This window comes from Streptomyces sp. JLBG701 (assembly GCF_058544905.1).
Genome location: NZ_CM178588.1, coordinates 10,629,119 through 10,649,761, shown reverse-complemented (window position 1 = coordinate 10,649,761; position 20,643 = coordinate 10,629,119). Strand labels below are relative to the sequence as shown.

Genomic DNA, 20,643 nt, shown 5'->3' with positions numbered 1-20,643 from the left:
CGGTGGGCCCGCCGTCCCGGGCCGGTCAGGGCCGGGACGGCGGGCGTGGTTGCCGGAGTGTGCTGCTACCGGCGGGTCAACTGGTCATCGGCTGGCGGTGGTTGGCGTGAACCACGGGTAGTAGGGGCTGTCGGGGTCCCAGGTGCCGGGGCGGCCGTCGGCGTCCTTGGTCACGAAGACGCTCGGCTCGGAGGCGGTGACGCCGCCGCCGGTGGAGCGGGCCGTGACGAACCACGCGTGGGTCGTGCCGGGCTTGAGGCCCTTCCAGGTCACCGAGGCCACCTCGCCGGAGTCGACCTTCGTCCTGCCGATGACGTCCACGGGGTTGTAGAGCGCCAACGAGTCGGTCCGGAAGGTCGTTTCGCGGGTGGTGAGGTCGACGGGGAGGACCATGTTGTCCTCGGTGCCGTCGTAGCGGTGGAGGGTGTCGTACTCGGTGGCGCCGAACTCGTCGAGCAGCGGCGAGTAGGTGTCGACGGTCAACTCGGAGCGGTCGACGTCGAATTGGAGCATCCGGAAGAAGCTCGCGCCGAACTGGAGTTGGGTGTCGGGCTGGTAGCCGCCGATCTCCGTGAGCCCGAGGCGGTCCGCGGAGACCGTGTAGAACTGGTAGTCCGCGAGCAGCTCGACGACGTCGTGGGAGATCTCGCCGACCTTCGGCTTCACGTTGGTGCCGACGCCGTGTTCGTGGCCGGCGAGGATCAGGAACACGTTCGGGTTGTCCTGGACCACCTTCTTGTACAGCATCGAGCCGTCGGGCGCGGAGAACGTGGCGCCGCGTCCATCGGGGTTGCCGCTCGGTGCGAGGTAGTCGTGCGAGAGCAGGATGCCGTTGCGGTCGGGGTAGCGCTTGAAGACCGAGTCGGCCCATTCGGCCTCCTCGCGCGTCACCCCGTACGACAGGCCGACCACGACGAAGTCGACGCCGCCGGCGGAGAACAGGTCGTAGTGGTTCTGGTTGTCGCCCTCGCGCCACGGGCCGCCGTACTCGGCGTGCTCCCAGCCCTGCGAGAGCGCCTGGTAGCGGTCAGGGCCGTAGTACTGGTTGTAGATCGCGTCCGGGCCGTTCTCGGTGCCCGACTGGTTGTCGTGGTTGCCCGCGATCACACCGTTGGGTACGCCCGCGTTGTCGAGGATCTTCTGCTGCTTCGAGGACACCTCGAACTCACCGACGGCCTGCTGCTGCGCGGCCTCGTCGGCGGGCTTGCGGATGTTGTTCTCGATGATGTCGCCGGTGTGGGCGACGTAGGCGATCTTCCGCTCGTCCTTGTTGGCGGCGACCCAGCGCGTGACATCGCCGTACGCCTTCTCCCAGACCGCGCGCTCCTCGGCCGTCTCCTGTTCCACCGCGCCCTCGGAGAGGTACTGCGTGTCGGTGTAGTGGACGATCGAGAAGTCGTACGAGGAGGGGTCGGCGAACTGGTTCGGGTCGCCGGCGTCGATGTCGTCGGCGAAGGGGTCCTCGCCGGTCACCATGGCGTGGACGCGCTGGTGGTCGACGTACTTGGGGTCGACGACGACGGTCAGCACGGTGTTGCCCTCGGCGGCGCCGCGGGCGCCGGTCAGGACGTCCCACTTCTTCGTCCCGGTGTTCCACACGCGCAGCGCGGCGAGCCGTTCGGGGTCGATGACGCCCTCCCAGCGCAGCACCGGCGCGTCGACGTGGCCCTTCACCTGGATGTCGAAGCGCTGGAAGGTGACGTCCTCGGCGGCGGGCGCGTCGAGCGTCTTGCCGTCGGCGGGGGCGAGGCCGGTGGGCCTGACCTTCTTCTCGCCCCTGACCTTGAGCGTGGTGGGGACGGACGTGGCGGTGCCCTCGTAGACCTGGTTCGGGGTGAGGATCTCGGCCTCGGAGAACGTGGCGCTGACCGGGCCGCCGTCGGGTTCGGCAACCTTCGCCGAGAGGGTCACGTCGCGGCCCGCGTCGGTCGTGCCGGAGGCCGGGGTGAGGTCGGCGGGGGTGTCGGGGATGCCGGCGGAGGTGAACTTCACCTCGCGGGCGCCGGTGTTGGCGAGGCCGTCGGTGCCGGACACCGACAGCGTGTGCTCGCCGGCCGACAGTCCGGGGCCGACGGCGGCGCCGAGTTGGATCGGGGTGCCGTCGAGCTTGACGTCGGGTCCGCTGACCACGCCGGAGAGGTCCTCCAGGCGGACGTCGAGGACGACCGACGCGGTGATCTTCTGGCCGGCGGCCGGGGTGCTGGCGGCGACCGCGGGTGCGGAGTTGTCGGTGACCAGGACGCGGGTCGCGGTCTTGTCGGTCCTCGATGTGGCGGCCAAGGTGTGCTTGCCGTCGTCGAGCCCGCTCGTGTCGAGGTCGGCGCGCAGGCCCTGGGCCGGGCCGTCGACGTAGAACTCCAGGTCGATCTCCGTCAACGGGTTGACGTTGTCACCGCAGTTGCCGTCGCCGAGGCTGTACGACCCCTTGAGCATCCGGCCGGTGGCGGTGCCGTTCGCCGGGGTGAGGGTGATGCCGGAGAGGGCGAAGTCGTCGTGGTTGTCGCCGCACGACGTCGGGTACGTGCCGGTGACGAAGTCGATGGTGTTCCAGCCGGGGACGAGCCACTCGTTGGGGAAGGTCAGGTTGACCTGGCGGCTGACGAAGTCGCTGTCGAGCAGCTGCTTCTGTCCGTTGACCAGGATGTGGTTCTGGTAGCGGGCCTCGATCGAGTTGGTGCCCACGGTGAAGCCGAGGGTCGCGTTCCCGGAGCCGAGGGTGTCGGAGACATGCACGGCCGGGGCGTCGATCGTGTAGTGCAGGTCCACTTCGCGCAGGCGGGCGTCGCTGGTGCCGCAACTGCCGTCGCCCATGGCGTACGAGGCCGCGATGTCGTGGCCCGTGACGGTGCCGCCGTCGAAGGTGAGGGCGAGGTTCGCGATGTCGAAGTCGTCGCGGTTGTTGCCGCACGTCTCCTTGTACGGGCCGGTGACGACCTTGATGGTGTTGTCGCCGGGGACCAGGTGGCGGGCCGGGATCACGATGTCGACGCGCTGGCTCACCCAGGTGCCGCCCAGGTCGATGCGCTTGCCGTTGACCAGCAGGTAGTTGTCGTACTTGTCGTCGATCGAGTTCGACCCGACGTCGAAGGAGAACGTCGCCGCACTGTTGCCGAGGTGCGCCTTGGTGAGGGGCGCCGCGCCGTCCACGGTCAGCGACTCGACACCGCCCTCGGTACCCGCGGGGAAGGTCGCGAACACCGGCTGCGGGCCCTTCACCAGGGTGCCGTCCTTGGGCATGAGCCGGGGCGCGCCCGCTGGGGCGTTGTTCACCGTCACGGTGTTCTCGACGGTCTTGCCCGAGGTGGTCGTCGCGGTGAGGGCGTGCTCGCCGTTGGTGAACTTCGCGGTGTCCAGGGCGGCTTCGAGGCCCGTGGTTCCCTGGGGGTCGCCGAGGACGAAGAAGGTGAGCGTCGCCTTCGTCAGCAGTGAGGTGTTGGTGCCGCAGCTGCCGTCGCCGAAGGAGTACGTGTACTCGTTCTCCTCGCCGTCCGCGACCTCGCCGAGCAGCTCCAGGGTGATGTCGGAGAGGACGAAGTCGTCGTAGTTGGTGCCGCAGGCGCTGTCGACCGTGCCGGCGAGGATCTCGATGCTGTTCTCGCCCTTGACCAGGTGCTCGTTCGGGATCTCGATGGTGCCCCGCTCGTTGACGAGGTCGCCGATGTCGGCCCGGTAGTCGCCGTTGACCAGCACGTGGTTGTGGTAGCGGGCCTCCGTCGAGTTCGACCCGACGTCGAAGCTGAGCCGGGACACCCCGACCGTCCGCTCGGCGTCGACCGCCTGCCCGTCGACCGAGAGTTCCGTGACGGAGTCACCGGCCAGGGTCGGCGTGGCCTCGATCTGTTCCGTGCCCTCCAGATACGCCCCGTCGCCGGGGGTGAGCGTCGGCAGACTCGTGCTGTCCGCCGACTCGCTCAGCGCCGGTGTATCGGCGTCGGCGTAGGCCGTCGTCAGGTTCCCGCTGACGAGGAGCAGAGCGGCGAGAGCCGCCCCCGCGAGCCGTCGTCCGCCTGAACCGCCACCCGGCCGTCTTCGCCCCTGAGTTGACCCCATCAGCAGTCGCCCCTCCCGATCGCCGCAAACCGACGGGCACGCAGTGACGACGCGATGCACGACATGCCCATGACGGATCCTGGGCAGCGCGGATGAACGGAGTGAAATCTTCCGTCAACCATCAGGAGAAGGAGACCTCGCCGAGAACAGGGCCAGATATTGGTATGGACCTGCCAAGGGTCACCCGCTATTCTCGTTCACGCAGCTCTGAGAGCGCTCTCACTTGCCCTTCGCCCCACTCACCGATCACCGGATCGACGAAAGGCAACTCCCTTGAGACGCAGAACAGTTCTCCATGCCGCGCTGTCCACCGGCCTCCTCATGAGCGCCGCGGCCACCGGGCTCACCGAAGCCGCCGCCGACGACACGTCCCTCGCCCCTGCCTCCGCTTCGCAGGCACCGGCCTCCCCCGCGCTGATCGCCGGTATGCAGCGCGACCTCGGCCTCACCAAGAACGAGGCGATCACCCGACTCACCGAAGAGTCGACGGCACGCAACGTCGAACGCGCCGCCCGGCGTGCCGCCGGCTCCTCGTACGGCGGCTCGTGGTTCGACGCGAAGAGCGGACGGCTCGTCGTGGCCCTCACCGATGCCACTCGTCGCGATGCCGTCGAGGCCAAGGGTGCACGAGTCGCCCTCGTCGAGCACAGCGAGCGTCAGCTCGACGCCACGATGGCCCGCGTCGACGCGCTCAACGCCCCCGACGGTGTGGGCAGTTGGCACGTCGACCCCAAGTCCAGCACGGTCGTCGTCAATGTGGTCTCCACGCACAAGGACGACAACGATGTCCGGGACTTTGTCGCCCGCGCACGCAAGGCCGGTCCCGTCAGCGTGCGGGAGACGAAGGAGGTTCCTAGCACGTTCGCCGCGGGCACGGTGGGCGGCGACCCCTACTACACGGGCAACGTCCGCTGCTCCATAGGGTTCTCCGTGTACGGCGGCTTCGTCACCGCGGGCCACTGCGGACAGCCCAGCGCCGCGGTGTACGGCTGGGACGGCAGCTATGTCGGCAACTTCCAGGGCTCCTCGTTCCCCGACAACGACTACGCCTGGGTCAACGTCGGCAGCGGCTGGTGGACGGTACCGGTCGTGCTCGGCTGGGGCACCGTCTCCGACCAACTCGTCCGCGGCTCGGGCGAGGCGCCGATCGGGGCGTCGATCTGCCGGTCCGGTTCGACCACGCACTGGCACTGCGGCACGGTCCTCGCCAAGAACGAGACGGTCAACTACAGCCAGGGCGCGGTCTATCAGATGACCAAGACCAGCGTCTGCGCCGAACCCGGCGACTCGGGGGGCTCGTTCATCAGCGGCGACCAGGCACAGGGCGTCACCTCGGGCGGCTGGGGCAACTGCAGCAGCGGAGGCGAAACCTGGTACCAGCCGATCAACGAGATCCTCAACCGCTACGGGCTCACACTCCACACGGCGTGACCCCATCGCACCGGCCCGCCCCCTCGCGGGCCGGTGCGACGTCAGGTGAGCGGCACGGGGACGCGGTGGTCGGGGCGGCCGTCCTTGGCGAGGATCCAGTGCGAGTCGGCCGTGGCCCGGTAGAGCCGTATCCCCGCGCTCGGCCCGATGTCCTGGCTCGTCCAGGCCCGGCCTCCGTGGGCCAGCGAGCGGCGGGAGAACGCCTCGATCCCCCGACGGGCGCTCTCACCACCCTCCATGAGCTTCGCGACGGCGTGCATGTACACGCCTTGTCCGGTGCCGATCGCCGCCTGCGAGTCGAAGACCACGATGCCGACCTCGGGGCGTACGGCGATGTTGTGCGAGTGCGTGGCGTGGGGCGAGGAGACCCAGAAGAACTCGGTGAAGTCGATGTGCGCGAAGTAGACGGGCGAGCCCCATGGTCGTCCCGCCGCGTCGGCGGTGGACAGGACGAGGTAACGGCCGGCCTCGATGATCTCCCGTACGGTCCGCGCGGCGGGTCCACCGGCGTTCATGTCAGCCCACCCTGCGGTAGGTGAGGGCGAAGTCGTGCTCCCATGCGCCGCCGTCGTGGCCCATTTCCCAGGCACCGGTGATGGTGTTCGCGTCCTCGCTGAACGTGCCGACGAAACGCTGCCGGAAGTCCAGGGGCGTGAAGTCGGACGACTCCCGCGTGAGCGTCCACACACGCTTGGTGAGGCTCATCGCGTACAGGCGCGCCACGCCGCGGGAGTCGTAGTAGTGCTGGGTGTACGCGCCGGTCTTCGGATCCGCCCCGACGATCATCAGGCTGTCGGGTACCTCGGGGATCGGGATCTCGGTGCGCTGGAGCAGAAACCGCCGGCCCAAGGCCCACTCGAACCGGCTGCGCGCCCTGAGCCCGTCCCCGGCCACGTCGGACGGTCCCGGCCCGTCCCCGGGAAAGCGGGCTTCCACGGCCCACTCACCGACGAAGACGTCCAGGCGGGCCAGCATCTCTTCCCGCTCTTCGGTGTCGGTCACGACGACCACTCCGCTCTCACGTCACGGTTGCGTTCCTCTCATGGATACAGACCGCGACGGGCGGGCGGACTCATCGCTCAGAGGGTGTTTTTGCGGTCTGGGTGCAGAGCACGACCGGCTCGCCGCGAATTGCGTCGGCGAGTCGGTCGAGTGCCGCTGCTCACGCCTCGGTGGCCGGTTTGAAAGACGGGGTCAGAAGCCGCACGGCCAGAGATAGTCGTACGGATACGGATTGAACGAATATGGCACATTGTCGGCGGGGATGTACTCCCTCGAAGTTCCGTCCGCGCTCGTGAAAAATGCGTAAGCGTCACCGGTTTGGTTGTTGGTGACGCCGCCGGCGTCGATGAAGGCACCCAGCGTCCGCTCGCTGCAATAGTAGAGCTCGAAAACGGCGTGCTTGCCGTCGCCCTGTCCAACCGCGATGCACAGATACCCGCTCGGGCAGTTGTTCAGACGGGAGCTCCGCTGGGCGTTGGTCTGGTTCCTGTAGACGTGCTCTGCGGGAAGCGAGTTGGTGTAGAGGGGGGACACGGTGGGCGTCCAGGCAGCTATCCCGATGTCGCCTGCGGGTGAAGATGACTCTCTTGTCGCTGCGGCCGCGGTTGACAACTGGGCTGTCAACGTCATGGCCGCGAGCAGGAAAATCGCAGCCATGAGCGCCAGCACCCCCTTCCGTGCAAGGCGGTGTCCATCCGTGAGAACTGTCATCTCTATCGCTCCTCTGCCGATTTGCCAATGGATGGTGTGCCTTACTCCGTCAGCACTCCCGTAGGCCATCGATCTTGTTCGTGACGTTCTCGATGTAGTAGCTCGCCATCACTCCCCCATAGCTGCGGGGAGTGATGACCCATAGCCAGTAGGGGTTTCCTCCGACGGTCTGGCCCAGCTGCTGGCAGTAGACGTAGACCGAATCCGTGGACGAGACCGTGTCCGCCACGTGGGGGCAGTTGGTGACCGACGGGTATTCGGTGCACTGCCACGGGGTTTGTTCGCGGACGTTCACGTTGTTCGCCCACACCCCGTAGTAGCCCTCCCCGTGGCCGTCCGCATGGGCCACGCCGGCCGTCGACAGGCCCGCGCCCGCCGCGGCCAGCACCACGGCGCTCGCGGTCGCCGCGGTTCTGACGGTGAGGCTGCGGCCGACCGATCGAAGCGCGGCCGCCCTGTGTGTGTCCGACACTCGAATTCCCCCTCAGAGATCCCTGTCCGCCACCTCGATGGCGCCCTGCGGATCCGAGACCCTGTTGTACGTCATGGAGACCGTGTAGCCACTGTCGTGGTAGCCGCCGGGCGCCCAGCCGTCCCACGGGCTGTCTCCCGCAGGGGCTGCCGCCGCCGTACCGGCTCCGGCCAGCAGGCCGCCGATCGCCAGTACCCCGGCCGCGAGTGCGGCTGCCAGCTTCTTGCGCGTCATCTGCGTCATCCCCCATCTGCTCGTGCGGTGCGTGCGCTCATGCTGTCGTCCGTCGCCGCGCTGCCGCCACACGTTGAAAACCTGCTCTAAACGTCGGGCGGAGTGCCCCGTGGGCTCTCGAGGAGGGCGAGCCCGGCGGGTGTGATCGTGTGCAGGACGTACTTGCTGCGGCGCACGCTCAGCAGCAGGCCGGCCCGGCGCAGCACGGCGGCGTGATAGCTCGCGGCCGCACCGGAGATGCCGAACCGCTCGGCGAGTTCGCCGGTCGTGCGGCCGGTCACGACGTCCTCCAGGATCGCGGCTCGGGTGCGGCCGATGAGGGCGCCCAGTTCGGCGCCGCGTTGCGTGCCGGGGTGGTCAGGATCCCGGTCGCGGGCCCAGCCGAGGGTGTGCTGGATCGGATAGACCAGTACCGGCGGCAGCTCGGGATCGGCGAGGGTGACGGCTCTGCGGGAGCAGAAGAAGGACGGCTGAAGCAGCAAACCCCGTCCGCCGAGCCGCAGTTCGCGGTCGATCGGGTAGTCGGCCTCCAGCACGGGCGGCTGCCAGCGCAGTACGGGCCGCAGGCTCGCCAGGAGCCCTTCGGTTCCGCCTTCCAGTACGGCTCGGGCGCGGACTGCGCGGTCGGCGTCCACCTGCCCCCGGATGTGCCGTCGAAAGGGAGCGATCGCATGACGGTGGTAGGAGCGCAGGGCATCTCCCAAGCGGCGCAGGGCGGCGGGGTCGCCGTCGGCCAGGGTCCGGGAGCCGACGCGTAAGAGGTGTAATCGGCCCGGGGTGAGGGCGAGTCGGGTCAGATCGCCTCGCAGGACGGACCGGGGTGTGCTGAGTACGGTCTCGACCGCGTCGGCCAGGTCGACGGTGCCGCCCAGGTCGGGGGTGAGGAAGTCGGGTGAGTAGCCGCGTGGCGGCAGCAGGGCGGCGAGCATGCGGTGGGTCGGGGGCAGCCGGCGCCGGACGATGCGTCGCCACTCGCCGAAGGCCAGGGGGTTCTCCTCCGTGATCAGGATCTGGAAGCTGTTGGTGATCTCCCACAGGGGGTCGGGGGCGGCGGCGACACGGACGCGCGCGATGTCTTCGGTGGTGAAGTGCACTCGCAGCATGGGATCTCCGATGGTGGTCGGTCATCGGTGAGCGGCGGTGGACCGGTCGGGCGCGCCGGCCGGCCTACGACGAGCCCTGCCGCCCGGGACACACCGGCTGCTCTTCTCCGGTGAACCCAGCCTGCCCGCAACGGCGTTCAAGGACATCGCACGCGTGGAGACGGCCGTGCTGCTCCGCCGGGAGTAGCGCCGCTCCCCGACGGCCGCCGTAGCGATCCGTCGGGGAGACTGCGGGGCTGTGGGCGCTCGGTCGCTCACGGCAGGAAGACCAGTTGGACGGCGACGCACACATCGATGACACCGCACCACTCGGCGAACGTACGCGAGACGATTCCGTCGAGTCGGTCGAGCCTGAGGTGCGCGAAGTCCCACACGCCGTGGAAGAACCAGCCGGCCGCCACCAGCCAGCGGCCCACCTCGGGGTCCAGGACCAGCCCCAGCACGGCGAGCGCGCAGAACACGAGCGCCCCCACGGTCTGGATCCGGAAGACCGTCCGCCCGTGCGGAGTGCCCCGGAGGGCTCCGAAGACCAGGAAGGCCAGCGCGAGGGCGATCAGGGTCTCGGACTGGGAGACCAGGTCCTGCGCCCGCAGAGCGACCATGAGCACCAGGCCCACTCCGAGGGCGGGCCAAGTCAACCGGGGCTTACCGAGTTGATGGACGATCAGGTAGAGCAACGGCAGCAGCGGCAGGGCCTCACCGAAGGCCTCGACCGATCCGTCCACGTCCCCCGATCCGCCTGCGATCACGCCCACGATGGAGAGCGTGAGCGCGAGGATCGTGGGCCAGCGCCGGATCAGGAACTGGGCCGGGGAGCGGTCTTCGGGTGTTGCTTTTTCAGGTGTCGCGGCAGTCATGACGTACCTCCTGGGCACGGTTGTGCGAGAGCGGTGCGGTGTGCGGAATGAGGGATGCGGGTCGGCCAGGAAAGCGGCGCGGATCAGCCGCCGTACGCGCTCGGGCGGCGGAGCATGACGAGGAGCATGAGCGGGAGCATCGCGAGGTGCTCGAAGGCGATCATCGACTCGACGTCGACGACGCCCAGCCAGAGCAGCGGGATCAGTGCGAGTGCGGGCGCGAACATCGCGCCGCTCATCTCCAGGCAGTCCGCCCAGCGGTGACCGCGGTGGCGCATCCAGACGACCATGGCGACGGACATGTCGAAGGCCATTTCCAGGGACGTCAGTTCCGGGTGGAGTGGCGCGGAGAACTCCACTCCCGCGAGTGCCAGGACGCCGCGCGTCGCCGAGCCGAGGACCAGCATTCCCACGGCCATCGCGACGAGCATCTCCAGGTAGTGGCGGGCGAAGTGCCACCGGCGGTGCGCCGTTGTGCCGCGGCCGGGCGTGGTGTCCGTGGCCGGGGTGCGGGACGTCTCGTTCTGTACGTGCATGACGGTGCTCCTCCATACGGGGGTGGGGTACTTCTCACGCCCTCCACACTGCCGACGGGCGCGGACCGCCCGTAGTGTCGAAGTGGCATGTGTGCGCGTGGAGTTGTCACCGCCCCGGCATGACATCTGTCATGGCGAAAGCAGTGGTTCGGCACTCGGTCCGGCCGTTCCTCCGCTGCGACAATGACCGGATGCGTGACAAGCCGGACGAGCGCGGGGCGGCGGGGCTGAGCAGCCTGCGCCGCTACACGTGGTGGGCCGTGCCCGGCACCACCGCGTTCGTTCTCGTCCTCCTGATCGGCGACTGGATCCTGGACGGCGACTGGCCGTTGTGGACCCGGGCCCTCGGTGCGCCCGCCCTGGTGGTCGAGACGTTGGCGAGCGTGGTGCTGCTCAGCAGGCGGCTGGAACCTGCGTCGGTGGCCCCTCGCCCGTCCATGGGCTGGCTGCTCACCGCGGCCGGGGCAGCGGTCGTACTCGCCGTGCTCCCGCTGACGCAGCGGGAATACGGGGTGTGGGCGGTGGCGCCCGCGGTGCTGGTGGCGATCGTCGCGACCTATGTCACGCCGCGCCCCAGACGGCAGTTGATCGCCGGGGCGGTGGTTCTTGCTGCGCTACCGGGAGGTGTCGTCAGCCTGGCCGCCGGGGACGGCGAGCTGGCGTACGCGACGCTGTTCCCGGCCGGGCTGGTCGCCACCACCGTCTGGCTGATGCTCGGGCCGGTGTGGGCCTGGGACATCGCGGGCCGACTGGACAGGGCGCGGTGGCTGGAGGCGGAACTGGCCGTCAAGGACGAGCGGCTCCGCTTCGCCGGGGACCTGCACGACATTCAGGGCCACCACTTGCAAGTGATCGCGCTCAAGAGCGAGTTGGCGGCCCGGCTCGTCGCGGCCGACCCTGCGCGCGCCGCCGCCGAGATGAGGGAGATACGCCAACTGTCCGCCGAGGCCCTGCGCGACACCCGTGCCGTGGTGCAGGGCTATCGCCGTACGACGCTGGACGACGAGATCGCCAACGCGACCCGGGTGCTGGCGGCGGCCGACATCCACGCCGGCATGACCCTCGCCGAGCCGGAGACCGAGGCCGACCTGGCCGAGTCCGTCCGTCACCTGCTGGGGCTGGTCATGCGCGAGGCCGTCACCAACGTGCTGCGGCACAGCCGGGCACGGAACGCCGCGATCGACTACCGCGTCACCGGGGGTGTCACCCGCCTGAGCGTCAGCAATGACGGCGCGGACGCACGCCCTGGCGCCGGGGACGGGACCGGACTGCGCACGCTGGCCGAGCGGTTGAGGGCCGCTGGCGGCGAGCTGAGCTGGGAGCGCGACGGCGAACGCTTCAGCCTCATCGCCGAGTTGCCCGCGCACCCTGCGGAGGGGAAGGCGTCGTAGAGGCGTCGTCCGCGAACTCCCCTAGCGGGACTGCGCGGTGAGCAGCCACGACACCCTCGGCGGAAGGTGCAGCACGATGTTGTCGCCTCCGGCGCGCCGGGGGACGGCGTGCGTCGTGGGAACGTCCTCCGTCAACTCCCTTAGCGGGCCTGCTCGGTGAGTCACCGAGGTGCACCCGTGGGCCGCGCGACGCCATGTGGTCGCTGCCGGGCACCCAGCGCACGACGGCGTGCGTCTCAGGGGCGCCCTCCGCCAACTCACCGAGCGGGCCTGCACGGTGAGTCACCGAAGTGCACCGGTGGACCGCACGGCGCGATGTCGTCGCCGCCAGCCCACCCGGCGGGCCCCGGCGTGCGATGATGCCGCCGCCGACGAAGGGGGGAGGCGACATGATCCGGCTGTTGCTCGCCGACGACGAGGATCTTCTCCGGAGTGCCCTGGCCGCCCTCCTCGCGCTGGAGGACGACCTGACGGTGGTCGCCGAAGCGGCCACCTCCACCGATGCCGTACGGCTGGCCCGCGAGCACCGTCCCGACATCGCGCTGCTCGACCTGGAGATGCCGCCCACCGACGGTCTTCGCGCCGCCGAGGAGATCCGGGCCCACCTCGACATCCCCGTCATCCTCGTCACCCGGCATGCCCGCCCCGCCGTGCTGCGCCGCGCCCTGACCGCCGGTGTCCGGGGCTTCGTGCCCAAGACCACCCCGGCGGCCCGACTGGCCGAGATCATCCGGGACATCGCCGCCGGACGCCGCTACGTTGACCCGGACATCGCCGCCTCCGCCCTGACCGAGGACGACTGCCCCCTCACCGACCGCGAACTGGAGGTCCTGCGCGCCGCCCGCACCGGCGCCTCGGTCGCCGAGATCGCCGCCGCGGTCCACCTGGCCCCCGGCACGGTCCGCAACTACCTCTCCGCCGCCATGTCCAAGCTGGGCGCGACCACTCGCCACGCCGCCGCCCACGAAGCCTGGCAGCAGGGCTGGATCTAGGGGTCGTCCCGTGACTGCCCGGGCGCAAGCGGTCCACACCCGGGCGAAGCTCGCAGCGGGTTTCAGTCGACGACCGCCACGGACGGAGCGCCCGGTGGCATGTTGAACGGCGTGACCACCTGGATCGCCGAGGGCAGGGAGGGGCCGTCGTCGGGGAGTGCCTTGTGGGCGCGCATGATGATCTGGCAGGCGCGGCGCATGTCCTGGCGGAGGTCGTGGTGGAGGACCGCGGAGAGGCGGCGCTCGCGCAGCAGGCGGGTGTTGTCGTGGTCGAGGTCGTGGGCGATGAACACGGCGCAATCCCGTCCGAGCGCGTCGAAGGCGTCGAGGGTGGCGAGGTTGCCGCCGCCCGCGGAGTAGACGGCGATGATGTCGTCGTCGCGCTTGAGCGCCTCCAGGACGAGATCGTGCTGGGTGGCGTCGAGGCCGTCGCTGTCGGTGACCTCCACCAGGGATCGCCGGGGGTCGGCGAGGCGCATCGCGCTGCGGAAGCCCATCTCGCGTTCCTCCTCGCCTCGGAAGGAGCCCCGGCTGATGGTGGTGAGCACGTTGCCGGGCCGCTTGCCCAGCCACTGCCCGAGGAGGTAGGCGGCGGTGGCGCCGGCCGCGCGGTTGTCGATGCCGACGTACGCCAGGCGTGGGCTGTGGGGCAGGTCGGTCACCAGGGTGACGACGGGGATGCCGGCCGCGACCAGCCGGCCCACCGCGGCCGCGATCTCCGGCTCGTCGGGTGCCTTGAGGATCACGCCCTGCGTGCCACGCTTCGCGATCTTGTCCAGGGTTCCGATCAGTTCGGCAGGAGGGCAGGTCTCGCGGAAGTGGAAGCGTGAGCGCACGTGGGCGGGATGCAGGGAGGGCAGTTCGGCTTCGAGCGCCTCGCGTACGGCGGTGGAGAACCGCTCCGGGGTCTGCATCACGATGTCGATCATGAAGGTGCGGCCCCCGAGCCGGACCTGGCTCTGCTGACGGTCCAGATCCTTGATGGCTTCGTGCACCTCCCTGACGGTGCCCTCCGTCACATTGCCCCGCTCATTGAGGACGCGGTCGACCGTGGCCGTGCTCAGTCCGGCCTGCCTGGCGATTTCCCTGATCGGGTAGCGGTGTCGCATGACTGATCCCAGAGTCTGATGATGGACTTTTGATGCACTGATAAGCATTGAATGATGGGTTCGTGTTCTCAAGACTGGCAGAAATGCCCGGACTGCGAAAGGACCTGGATGTCTTCCACAGCCGCCGGAGTGCGGACTTGGTTGACCGAGGCGGACTGCGATCTCGACGCGTTCCGCTCGCTCGTGGAGCAGCGCACCGACCCCGCCGAGTACCCCTCGGCCGAGCGGGTCGAGCAGAACGTCCCGCTCTACGACAGCGATCGGCTCCGCGCTCTGGCGACCTCCACGGACGGCCGCCGGAGCGTGCAGGACGAGTTGGTCCGGGCTCTGCTGGACGGGCCCGGCATCGTGGTCCTCAAGGGCGCCTTCACCGACGCGGCCGTCGTGGACCGGGCGTCCGAGGCCTTCCGCGCGCTGATCGAGGAGGAGCGTGCGAGCGGCGTGGCCCGCGGCGACCACTTCGCCGAGCCGGGCGCGAACGACCGGGTCTGGAACGCCCTGGACAAGGTGGCCGTACGGGCGCCGGAGGTGTTCGCCGACTACTACGCCAACGACATGCTGGCCCTGATCTCCGAGGCCTGGCTCGGCCCCGCCTACCAGGTGACCTCGCAGGTCAACGTGGTCAATCCGGGTGGGGCCGCGCAGAACGTCCACCGTGACTACCACCTCGGCTTCCTCTCCCAGGAGCGCGCCGCCGCCTACCCCGCGCACGTCCACCGCCTCTCCCCCGTGCTGACCCTGCAGGGCGCGGTGGCCCACTGCGACATGCCCGTCGAGTCCGGCCCGACCCTGTACCTGCCGCACTCGCAGAAGTTCGAGCCCGGCTATCTCGCCTGGCGACTGCCGCAGTTCGTGGAGTACTTCGACGCCCACCACGTCCAACTCCCCCTGGAGAAGGGCGACGCCGTCTTCTTCAACCCGGCGCTCTTCCACGCCGCCGGACATAACCGGTCGGCCGACATCAGGCGCATGGCGAACCTGTTGCAGGTCTCCTCCGCCTTCGGCCGGGCCATGGAGACGGTGAACCGCGAGGCGATGGCGAACGCACTGTTCCCGGTGCTGCTGCGCCGCAAGTCCGAGGGCGCCTCGGAGGACTGGCTGCGCCGCGTGATCGCCGCCACCGCCGAGGGCTACCCCTTCCCCACCAACCTGGACCTCGACCCACCGGTCGACGGTCTCGCCCCGCCCTCCCAGGCGGACACCGTCCGCCAGGCCGTCGCCGAGGGCTGGGACCCCGAGCGACTGCGCCAGGAACTGCAGGCGGCTGCCAAGCGCCGCCAGAGCTAAGAGGACACACAGTCATGACAGATGAACCCCTGCGGATCGGCGTCCTGGGCGCCGCCCGGATCGCCGACCTGTCGATCGTCGGACCGGCCCATGCGACCGGCCACCGCCTCGTCGCTGTGGCCGCCCGCGACCGCGCCCGGGCCGAGGCCTTCGCCACCACACACGGCGTGGAACGAGTCGTCGACTCCTACGCCGACCTTGTCGCCGACCCGGAGGTCGAGGTCGTCTACAACCCGTTGGCCAACAGCCTGCACGGGCCGTGGAACCTGGCCGCTCTCCGGGCCGGCAAGCACGTCCTCACCGAGAAGCCGTCCGCGAGCAACGCGGCGGAGGCGGCCGAGGTCCACGAGGCTGTCGCCAAGGCGGGCACGGTGTTCATGGAGGGCTTTCATTACCTGTTCCACCCGGTCATCCTGCGCCTGCACGAGCTGCTGGGCAGCGGGGAGTTGGGCGAGCTCCGGCACGTCGAGACCATGGTCGCCATGCCCGCGCCACCGGACAGCGACGTACGGTGGTCGCTTCCGCTGGCGGGCGGCGCGCTGATGGACCTCGGGTGCTACAGCCTGCACGCCCAGCGCGTGCTCGCGCCCTGGGCGGGCGGGGCGCCCCGGCTGGTCGCCGCGCGCGGCGGTGAGAAGGCGGGGGCCGCGGGAGTCGACGAGTGGCTGGATGCCGATCTGGAGTTCCCGGGCGGCGCCACGGGCAGCGCCCGCTGCCACATGGCCCACGACACCTGGCAGATGAGCTGCCGCGTCGTGGGCTCGCGCGGCGAAGCCACGGTGGTGAACTTCGTCCAGCCCCACCTGGACGACCGGGTCATCGTCCGTACGGCCGCCGGTGAGCGCACCGAGGAACTCGGCCGCCGGTCCTCGTACACCTACCAACTGGAGTCCTTCGCCGCCCACTTGCGGCACGGCGCACCGCTGGCACTCGACGCCGACGACGCGTTGACCACCATGCGGCTCATCGACGACTGCTACCGGGCGGCCGGGTTCCCGGTCCGGCCGCGTACGCTCCTTCCGCACATCGGCTGAGCGGTACACGGCAGTTGAGGGCGGTACCCGTGGGTACCGCCCTCAACTGCCGTGTACCGCCTACTGGTAGAAGCCCGGCCGCTCGATCAGCTCGACCTCGACGCGCCGCCCCTCCCGCTGGGAGAGCACACCCGCCTCGCATACGGCGGCTGCCGCGTAGCCGTCCCAGACGCTGGGGCCGGTGACCTCGCCGCGCCGGGTGGCGTCCACCCAGCCCTGGACCTCACGGTCGTAGGCGTCCTCGAAGCGTTCGACGTAATCCGGTGTGATGCGTCCGCCCCAGCGGCCGGCGGCGCTCAGCCGCGGCCCGTGCTCGTCGCCGATGCGTACGGTGCCCCGCTCGCAGACCGCTTCGGCGTGCACCTGGTAGCCGTAGCCGCAGTGGCCGAAGATCTCGACGTCGACCAGGGCGCCCAACTCGGTTTCGAAGAGGACGAATTGAGGGTCGTTCATGCCGGCCGGAGCATGTGATGTCGGGGCCGGCTTGTGCACGGTGACCGCGGTGATCTCCTGATCGAGGAGCCAGCGGGTCACGTCCATCTCGTGCACCACCGAGTCGTTGATGAGCATCTCGTTGGTGAACCACGGCGGCATGGACAGGTTCCGGTGCCGATGGTGCAGCATCAGTGCCCTGCCCAGCTCCCCGCTGTCGAGGAGCTGCTTCAGCTTCATGTATTCGGCGTCGTACCGCCGCATGAAGCCCACCTGGATACGCCGGTGGCCGAGCCGCTGCTCCGCCTCCAGGACGCGCTGGGCGGAAGCCGCGTCGGGGGTGAGCGGCTTCTCGCACAGCACCGGCAGGTCACGGCCGAGGGCTTCGAGCAGGGCCGCCTCGTGGGCCGGCCCCGGGGAAGCGATGAGGACGGCGTCCACATCCTGCGCCGCCATGGCTGCCGCGGGTTCTGTGTACGCCGTGCAGCCTTCGATGGCGTCCGCGAGCGTTTTGGCGCGCTCCGCCTCGATGTCGACGACGGCTGTTACGCGTGCCCCGCTGACGACGTCGTGGAGTCTGCGCACATGGTCCGCGCCCATCTTGCCGGTGCCGACGACGGCAACACCCAGTGCTCGCTGAGGTGGCATGTTCGTGATGTCTCCGGTGCTGGTGAGGTCAGTTGGCCTGGGGAGCGCCGACCTGAAGGGCGTCCGCTTCGGGGAGTTCCTCGATGTCGACGCCGCGGACCTGGGCCAACTCGTGTTTGAGCGCGGCCAGTTCGGTGCCGCCGGCCATGTGGTTGGTGAGTTCTTCGAGGGTGATCTCGACGCGTTCGGCGGACAGTTCCATGGTGCCCAGGCGCAGCACGCTGAAGTGATCGCCGACCATGTAGGCGTGGTGCGGGTTGTGGGTGATGAAGATGACGCCCAGGCCTCGGTCGCGGGCGGCGGCGATGTACTTCAACACCACGCCGGACTGCTTGACGCCGAGGGCGGCGGTCGGCTCGTCCAGGATCAACACGCGGGCGCCGAAGTACACGGCGCGGGCGATCGCCACGCACTGGCGCTGGCCGCCGGAGAGGGTGCCGATGGGCTGGTCGAGGTCGTCCAGGATGATGCCCATGTTGCGGAGTTCCTCGTCCGCGGTCTTCTTCATCTTCTCGATGTCGAGGCGGCGGAAGGGCCACGGGCCCTTGGTCATCTCGGAGCCGAGGAAGAAGTTCCGCCACACCGGCATCAGGGGTACGACGGCCAGGTCCTGGTAGACGGTGGCGATGCCGAGGTCGAGGGCCTGGCGCGGGGTGGAGAAGTGCACCGGTTCGCCGTCGACGAGGAAGTCGCCCTCGGTGTGCTGGTGCAGCCCCGAGATGATTTTGATCAGGGTCGACTTGCCGGCCCCGTTGTCACCCAGAACACAGGTGACCTGGCCGGGATGAACCCTCAGGTCGACGCCGTGCAGGGCGTGGATGTTGCCGTACGCCTTGCCCGCGTTGCGCAGTTCCACGAGGGCGGCTTCGCCCGTGGACACGCTGTCGTCGAGGATCGCGCCGTGCGTGCCGGTTCCGTTGATGCTTGTCATTCCGTTTACCTCCGGGTCGCTGTGCGCTGGACCCACAGATTGATCAGGACGGCGCCGAGCAGCATCACGCCGAGGAACGCCTTGAACCAGTCCGGGTTCCAGCCGGCGTAGACGATGCCCTGCTGCACCATGCCGAACATGAACGCACCGAAGACCGGACCGATCGCGCTGCCGGCACCGCCGGTCAGCAGACAGCCACCGATCACGGCCGCCGAGATGTAGATCAGCTCCTGCCCGACGCCCTCACCGGACTGCACGGTGTTGAAGGTGAAGAGCTGGTGCATGCCGACGAACCAGGCACCGAAACCGACCAGCATGAACAGCGAGATCTTCGTGAAGGCCACCGGCACACCGACCGCCCGCGCGCTCTCCTTGTTGCCGCCGACCGCGAAGACCCAGTTGCCGTACTTGGTGCGCAGCAGGACCCAGGTGGCCAGGGCCGCGAAGACCAGCCACCACACGATGGTGATCTTCACCTGGACCCCGCCGAGCTCGAAGGACGACGCGAAGATCTTCTTCGCCTGGCCGAAGCCGTCCATGGAACTGATGTCGTCGGTCGCCACGTTGCCGGTGACCAGCTTGGTCACCGCGAGGTTCACACCCTGCAGGATGAGGAAGCTGCCCAGAGTGACCAGGAAGCTGGGCAACCCGGTCTTGACCACCAACCAGCCGTTGAGGAAGCCGATCCCCAGCGCCACCAGGAGCGCGACGATCACGCCCACCCAGGCGTTCATGGTCAGCTGGTAGCTGAGCATGGCCGCGGTGAGCGCCGAGGTGATCACCGCGACGCCTGCCGACAGGTCGAACTCGCCGCCGATCATCAACAAGGCCACCGGCAGCGCCATGATCCCGATGGTCGACGACTGGTACAGCACGTTCGCCATCGAGCTGCCGTCACGCACCGGCGGCGCTGTCACGAGGAAGAACACGTACACCGCGATCGCACCGAGGAAGACGCCCACCTCAGGACGGGCCAACAGCCTGAGCACCAAGGGGCGTTCCTCGGTCCGCCCATCCTTCGCATGGGCCGGCGGAGCCGGCGACGGGGAGCCCGTCGCCGGTGCCGTTGTCTGGGTCACGGTCATCACCGGGTTCCCTTCGCGGCGAACTGGGCGATCTCCGCGACGTTGGTCTTGTCGACGAACGCCGGGCCGGTCAGCACGGGTGCCTCGCCGCCGCCCATGTAGTTGCCGTTGTTCTTGTAGAGCCACAGCGAGTCGACCGACAGGTAGCCCTGGAGGTAGGGCTGCTGGTCGATGGCCCACTGGATCTTGCCGGACTTGATGGCGCCGACCGCGTCCTTGTTGAGGTCGAACGTGGCGAGCTTGGTGTCGGTGCCGGCGTCGGCGATGGACTGGATGGCGGTCATCGCGAACGGGGCGCCGAGTGTCGTCACGTAGTCGATGGAGCTGTCCTGCTTGAGCTTGGCCGTGATCGTCGACTTCACCGAGGGCATGTCGGTGCCGTTGACGTAGAGGATGTCGGTCTTGCCCTCGAACGTCTTCTTCACGCCCCCGCAGCGGGCCTCCAGCGCCACCTGCCCCTGTTCCATGATCACGCAGACGGTGTGCTTGGCGCCGGCCTCGTTGAGCCTGCGGCCGAACGCCTCGCCGGCGATGCTCTCGTCCTGGCCGAAGTACTCGAGCAGGCCCTGCTCCTTCCAGTCCTGCACGCCGGTGTTGAAGCCGACGACGGGGATGCCGGCCTTCACGGCCTGGGCGACCACGGCCTTCATGGCGTCAGGCTTGGCGAGGGTGACGGCGATGCCGTCGACCTTCTGGTCGATGGCGTTCTGGACCAGGTTCGACTGGTTGGGGCCGCTGGGGTCGCTGGAGTAGACCAGCTTGACGTTGTCCTTGGCGGCGGCGGCCTCGGCGCCCTTGCGAATCGTGTCCCAGAAGGTGTCACCAGGGGCGGCGTGCGTGATCATCGCGATCGTCATACGGGGAGTGGTGGCCTTGCCGGCCGAGACAGCGCCCGCGCTCTCTTCGGCCTGCTTACCTCCGGAGCTGCTGGAGCATCCGGCGACGAGCAGTGCGGCGGCGGCCGCCGCTGCGACGACGGGGGCGATTCTGCGGGGGTGGAAGGAACGGTCCATCTTTCCGGCACCTCACTGTGCTGCAGGGGAAAGGGAGAGGCGGCTGATCGAGCGAACACCGCGGATCACATGCCGTTAACACGGCTGTTTCCTATGACGAGATAGAACCGTCACGCCACCCTGAGGTCAACGTTTGTAATGACATCATTTATCCATCAGGGCAAGATGTCAGAACAATTACTTGACGCTGGTTGCGCTTGACCTCTAGACCTGAAATGAAATCAGGCAAGAGATCCGTGAATGAACACATCCTTTGATGTAATAACCATGGGTCGAACGGGCGTCGAGATGTATCGTCCGGCCGTCCGAAAGGAAACCCGCACCC

General features: G+C 69.0%; 21 protein-coding genes. 6 read left to right on the top strand and 15 right to left on the bottom strand.

The window, feature by feature from the left end; translation table 11 throughout:
- Nucleotides 1–84: 84 nt before the first annotated feature.
- The gene (locus tag AC5DRG_RS48700) at nucleotides 85–4,050 is read right to left on the bottom strand and encodes a metallophosphoesterase (protein WP_491806741.1); all 3,966 of its coding nucleotides are present in this window, start codon (nucleotides 4,048–4,050) and stop codon (nucleotides 85–87) included.
- A gap of 273 nt (nucleotides 4,051–4,323) precedes the next feature.
- On the opposite strand from AC5DRG_RS48700, the gene AC5DRG_RS48695 reads away from it, so the two are divergent.
- Nucleotides 4,324–5,481, top strand: a complete 1,158-nt coding sequence (locus tag AC5DRG_RS48695) for a S1 family peptidase (RefSeq protein ID WP_491806740.1) — start codon at nucleotides 4,324–4,326, stop codon at nucleotides 5,479–5,481.
- Between the two features lie 41 nt (nucleotides 5,482–5,522).
- Here AC5DRG_RS48695 and AC5DRG_RS48690 read toward each other — a convergent pair whose 3' ends face one another.
- The 6 genes from AC5DRG_RS48690 to AC5DRG_RS48665 all read right to left on the bottom strand — a co-directional run bounded on the left by AC5DRG_RS48690 (nucleotide 5,523) and on the right by AC5DRG_RS48665 (nucleotide 9,003).
- Nucleotides 5,523–5,996, bottom strand: a complete 474-nt coding sequence (locus AC5DRG_RS48690; protein WP_491806739.1) for a pyridoxamine 5'-phosphate oxidase family protein — start codon at nucleotides 5,994–5,996, stop codon at nucleotides 5,523–5,525.
- Between the two features lies 1 nt (nucleotide 5,997).
- Entirely contained in the window at nucleotides 5,998–6,483 is a 486-nt protein-coding gene (locus tag AC5DRG_RS48685; protein WP_491806738.1) for a DUF1579 family protein, read from the bottom strand.
- 192 nt (nucleotides 6,484–6,675) lie between these two features.
- Entirely contained in the window at nucleotides 6,676–7,194 is a 519-nt protein-coding gene (locus AC5DRG_RS48680; RefSeq protein WP_491806737.1) for a hypothetical protein, read from the bottom strand.
- A 49-nt stretch (nucleotides 7,195–7,243) separates the two neighbouring features.
- Nucleotides 7,244–7,666, bottom strand: a complete 423-nt coding sequence (locus tag AC5DRG_RS48675) for a hypothetical protein (protein WP_491806736.1) — start codon at nucleotides 7,664–7,666, stop codon at nucleotides 7,244–7,246.
- Between the two features lie 12 nt (nucleotides 7,667–7,678).
- Complete coding sequence (locus tag AC5DRG_RS48670) at nucleotides 7,679–7,909, bottom strand: hypothetical protein (RefSeq protein ID WP_491806735.1); 231 nt, start codon at nucleotides 7,907–7,909, stop codon at nucleotides 7,679–7,681.
- Nucleotides 7,910–7,986: 77 nt separating this feature from the next.
- Entirely contained in the window at nucleotides 7,987–9,003 is a 1,017-nt protein-coding gene (locus AC5DRG_RS48665; protein WP_491806734.1) for an ArsR/SmtB family transcription factor, read from the bottom strand.
- 37 nt (nucleotides 9,004–9,040) lie between these two features.
- Here AC5DRG_RS48665 and AC5DRG_RS48660 point away from each other — a divergent pair, with 37 nt between their 5' ends.
- On the top strand, nucleotides 9,041–9,190 hold the full coding sequence (locus tag AC5DRG_RS48660) for a hypothetical protein (RefSeq protein ID WP_491806733.1): 150 nt from the start codon (nucleotides 9,041–9,043) through the stop codon (nucleotides 9,188–9,190).
- 67 nt (nucleotides 9,191–9,257) lie between these two features.
- Here the strand turns inward: AC5DRG_RS48660 and AC5DRG_RS48655 are convergent, their stop codons facing one another.
- Complete coding sequence (locus AC5DRG_RS48655; RefSeq protein WP_491806732.1) at nucleotides 9,258–9,860, bottom strand: hypothetical protein; 603 nt, start codon at nucleotides 9,858–9,860, stop codon at nucleotides 9,258–9,260.
- A gap of 83 nt (nucleotides 9,861–9,943) precedes the next feature.
- On the bottom strand, nucleotides 9,944–10,396 hold the full coding sequence (locus AC5DRG_RS48650; RefSeq protein ID WP_491806731.1) for a hypothetical protein: 453 nt from the start codon (nucleotides 10,394–10,396) through the stop codon (nucleotides 9,944–9,946).
- A gap of 191 nt (nucleotides 10,397–10,587) precedes the next feature.
- Between AC5DRG_RS48650 and AC5DRG_RS48645 the strand changes: the two genes are divergently transcribed.
- Nucleotides 10,588–11,787, top strand: coding sequence for a sensor histidine kinase (locus AC5DRG_RS48645; protein ID WP_491806730.1), 1,200 nt, complete (start codon nucleotides 10,588–10,590; stop codon nucleotides 11,785–11,787).
- A gap of 21 nt (nucleotides 11,788–11,808) precedes the next feature.
- Here AC5DRG_RS48645 and AC5DRG_RS48640 read toward each other — a convergent pair whose 3' ends face one another.
- Complete coding sequence (locus AC5DRG_RS48640; protein WP_491806729.1) at nucleotides 11,809–11,952, bottom strand: hypothetical protein; 144 nt, start codon at nucleotides 11,950–11,952, stop codon at nucleotides 11,809–11,811.
- A gap of 224 nt (nucleotides 11,953–12,176) precedes the next feature.
- Here AC5DRG_RS48640 and AC5DRG_RS48635 point away from each other — a divergent pair, with 224 nt between their 5' ends.
- Nucleotides 12,177–12,779, top strand: coding sequence for a response regulator transcription factor (locus AC5DRG_RS48635; protein ID WP_491806728.1), 603 nt, complete (start codon nucleotides 12,177–12,179; stop codon nucleotides 12,777–12,779).
- Nucleotides 12,780–12,841: 62 nt separating this feature from the next.
- Here the strand turns inward: AC5DRG_RS48635 and AC5DRG_RS48630 are convergent, their stop codons facing one another.
- Complete coding sequence (locus tag AC5DRG_RS48630; RefSeq protein ID WP_491806727.1) at nucleotides 12,842–13,888, bottom strand: LacI family DNA-binding transcriptional regulator; 1,047 nt, start codon at nucleotides 13,886–13,888, stop codon at nucleotides 12,842–12,844.
- 108 nt (nucleotides 13,889–13,996) lie between these two features.
- Between AC5DRG_RS48630 and AC5DRG_RS48625 the strand changes: the two genes are divergently transcribed.
- Nucleotides 13,997–15,175, top strand: a complete 1,179-nt coding sequence (locus AC5DRG_RS48625; RefSeq protein ID WP_491806726.1) for a phytanoyl-CoA dioxygenase family protein — start codon at nucleotides 13,997–13,999, stop codon at nucleotides 15,173–15,175.
- A gap of 14 nt (nucleotides 15,176–15,189) precedes the next feature.
- A complete protein-coding gene (locus tag AC5DRG_RS48620) occupies nucleotides 15,190–16,209 on the top strand; it encodes a Gfo/Idh/MocA family protein (RefSeq protein ID WP_491806725.1) in 1,020 nt (339 codons plus the stop codon).
- 60 nt (nucleotides 16,210–16,269) lie between these two features.
- On the opposite strand, the gene AC5DRG_RS48615 is transcribed toward AC5DRG_RS48620, so the two are convergent.
- From AC5DRG_RS48615 to AC5DRG_RS48600, 4 genes are read right to left on the bottom strand one after another with little or no spacing between them, the layout of a single operon-like run.
- Entirely contained in the window at nucleotides 16,270–17,289 is a 1,020-nt protein-coding gene (locus AC5DRG_RS48615) for a Gfo/Idh/MocA family protein (RefSeq protein ID WP_491806724.1), read from the bottom strand.
- Between the two features lie 28 nt (nucleotides 17,290–17,317).
- On the bottom strand, nucleotides 17,318–18,220 hold the full coding sequence (locus tag AC5DRG_RS48610) for an ATP-binding cassette domain-containing protein (protein ID WP_491806723.1): 903 nt from the start codon (nucleotides 18,218–18,220) through the stop codon (nucleotides 17,318–17,320).
- Nucleotides 18,221–18,225: 5 nt separating this feature from the next.
- Nucleotides 18,226–19,305 (bottom strand): ABC transporter permease, encoded by a 1,080-nt coding sequence (locus tag AC5DRG_RS48605; RefSeq protein WP_491806722.1) that lies wholly within the window; start codon nucleotides 19,303–19,305, stop codon nucleotides 18,226–18,228.
- A complete protein-coding gene (locus AC5DRG_RS48600; protein WP_491806721.1) occupies nucleotides 19,305–20,318 on the bottom strand; it encodes a sugar ABC transporter substrate-binding protein in 1,014 nt (337 codons plus the stop codon). Before AC5DRG_RS48600 ends, AC5DRG_RS48605 begins: the two co-directional genes overlap by 1 nt.
- Nucleotides 20,319–20,643: the final 325 nt, after the last annotated feature.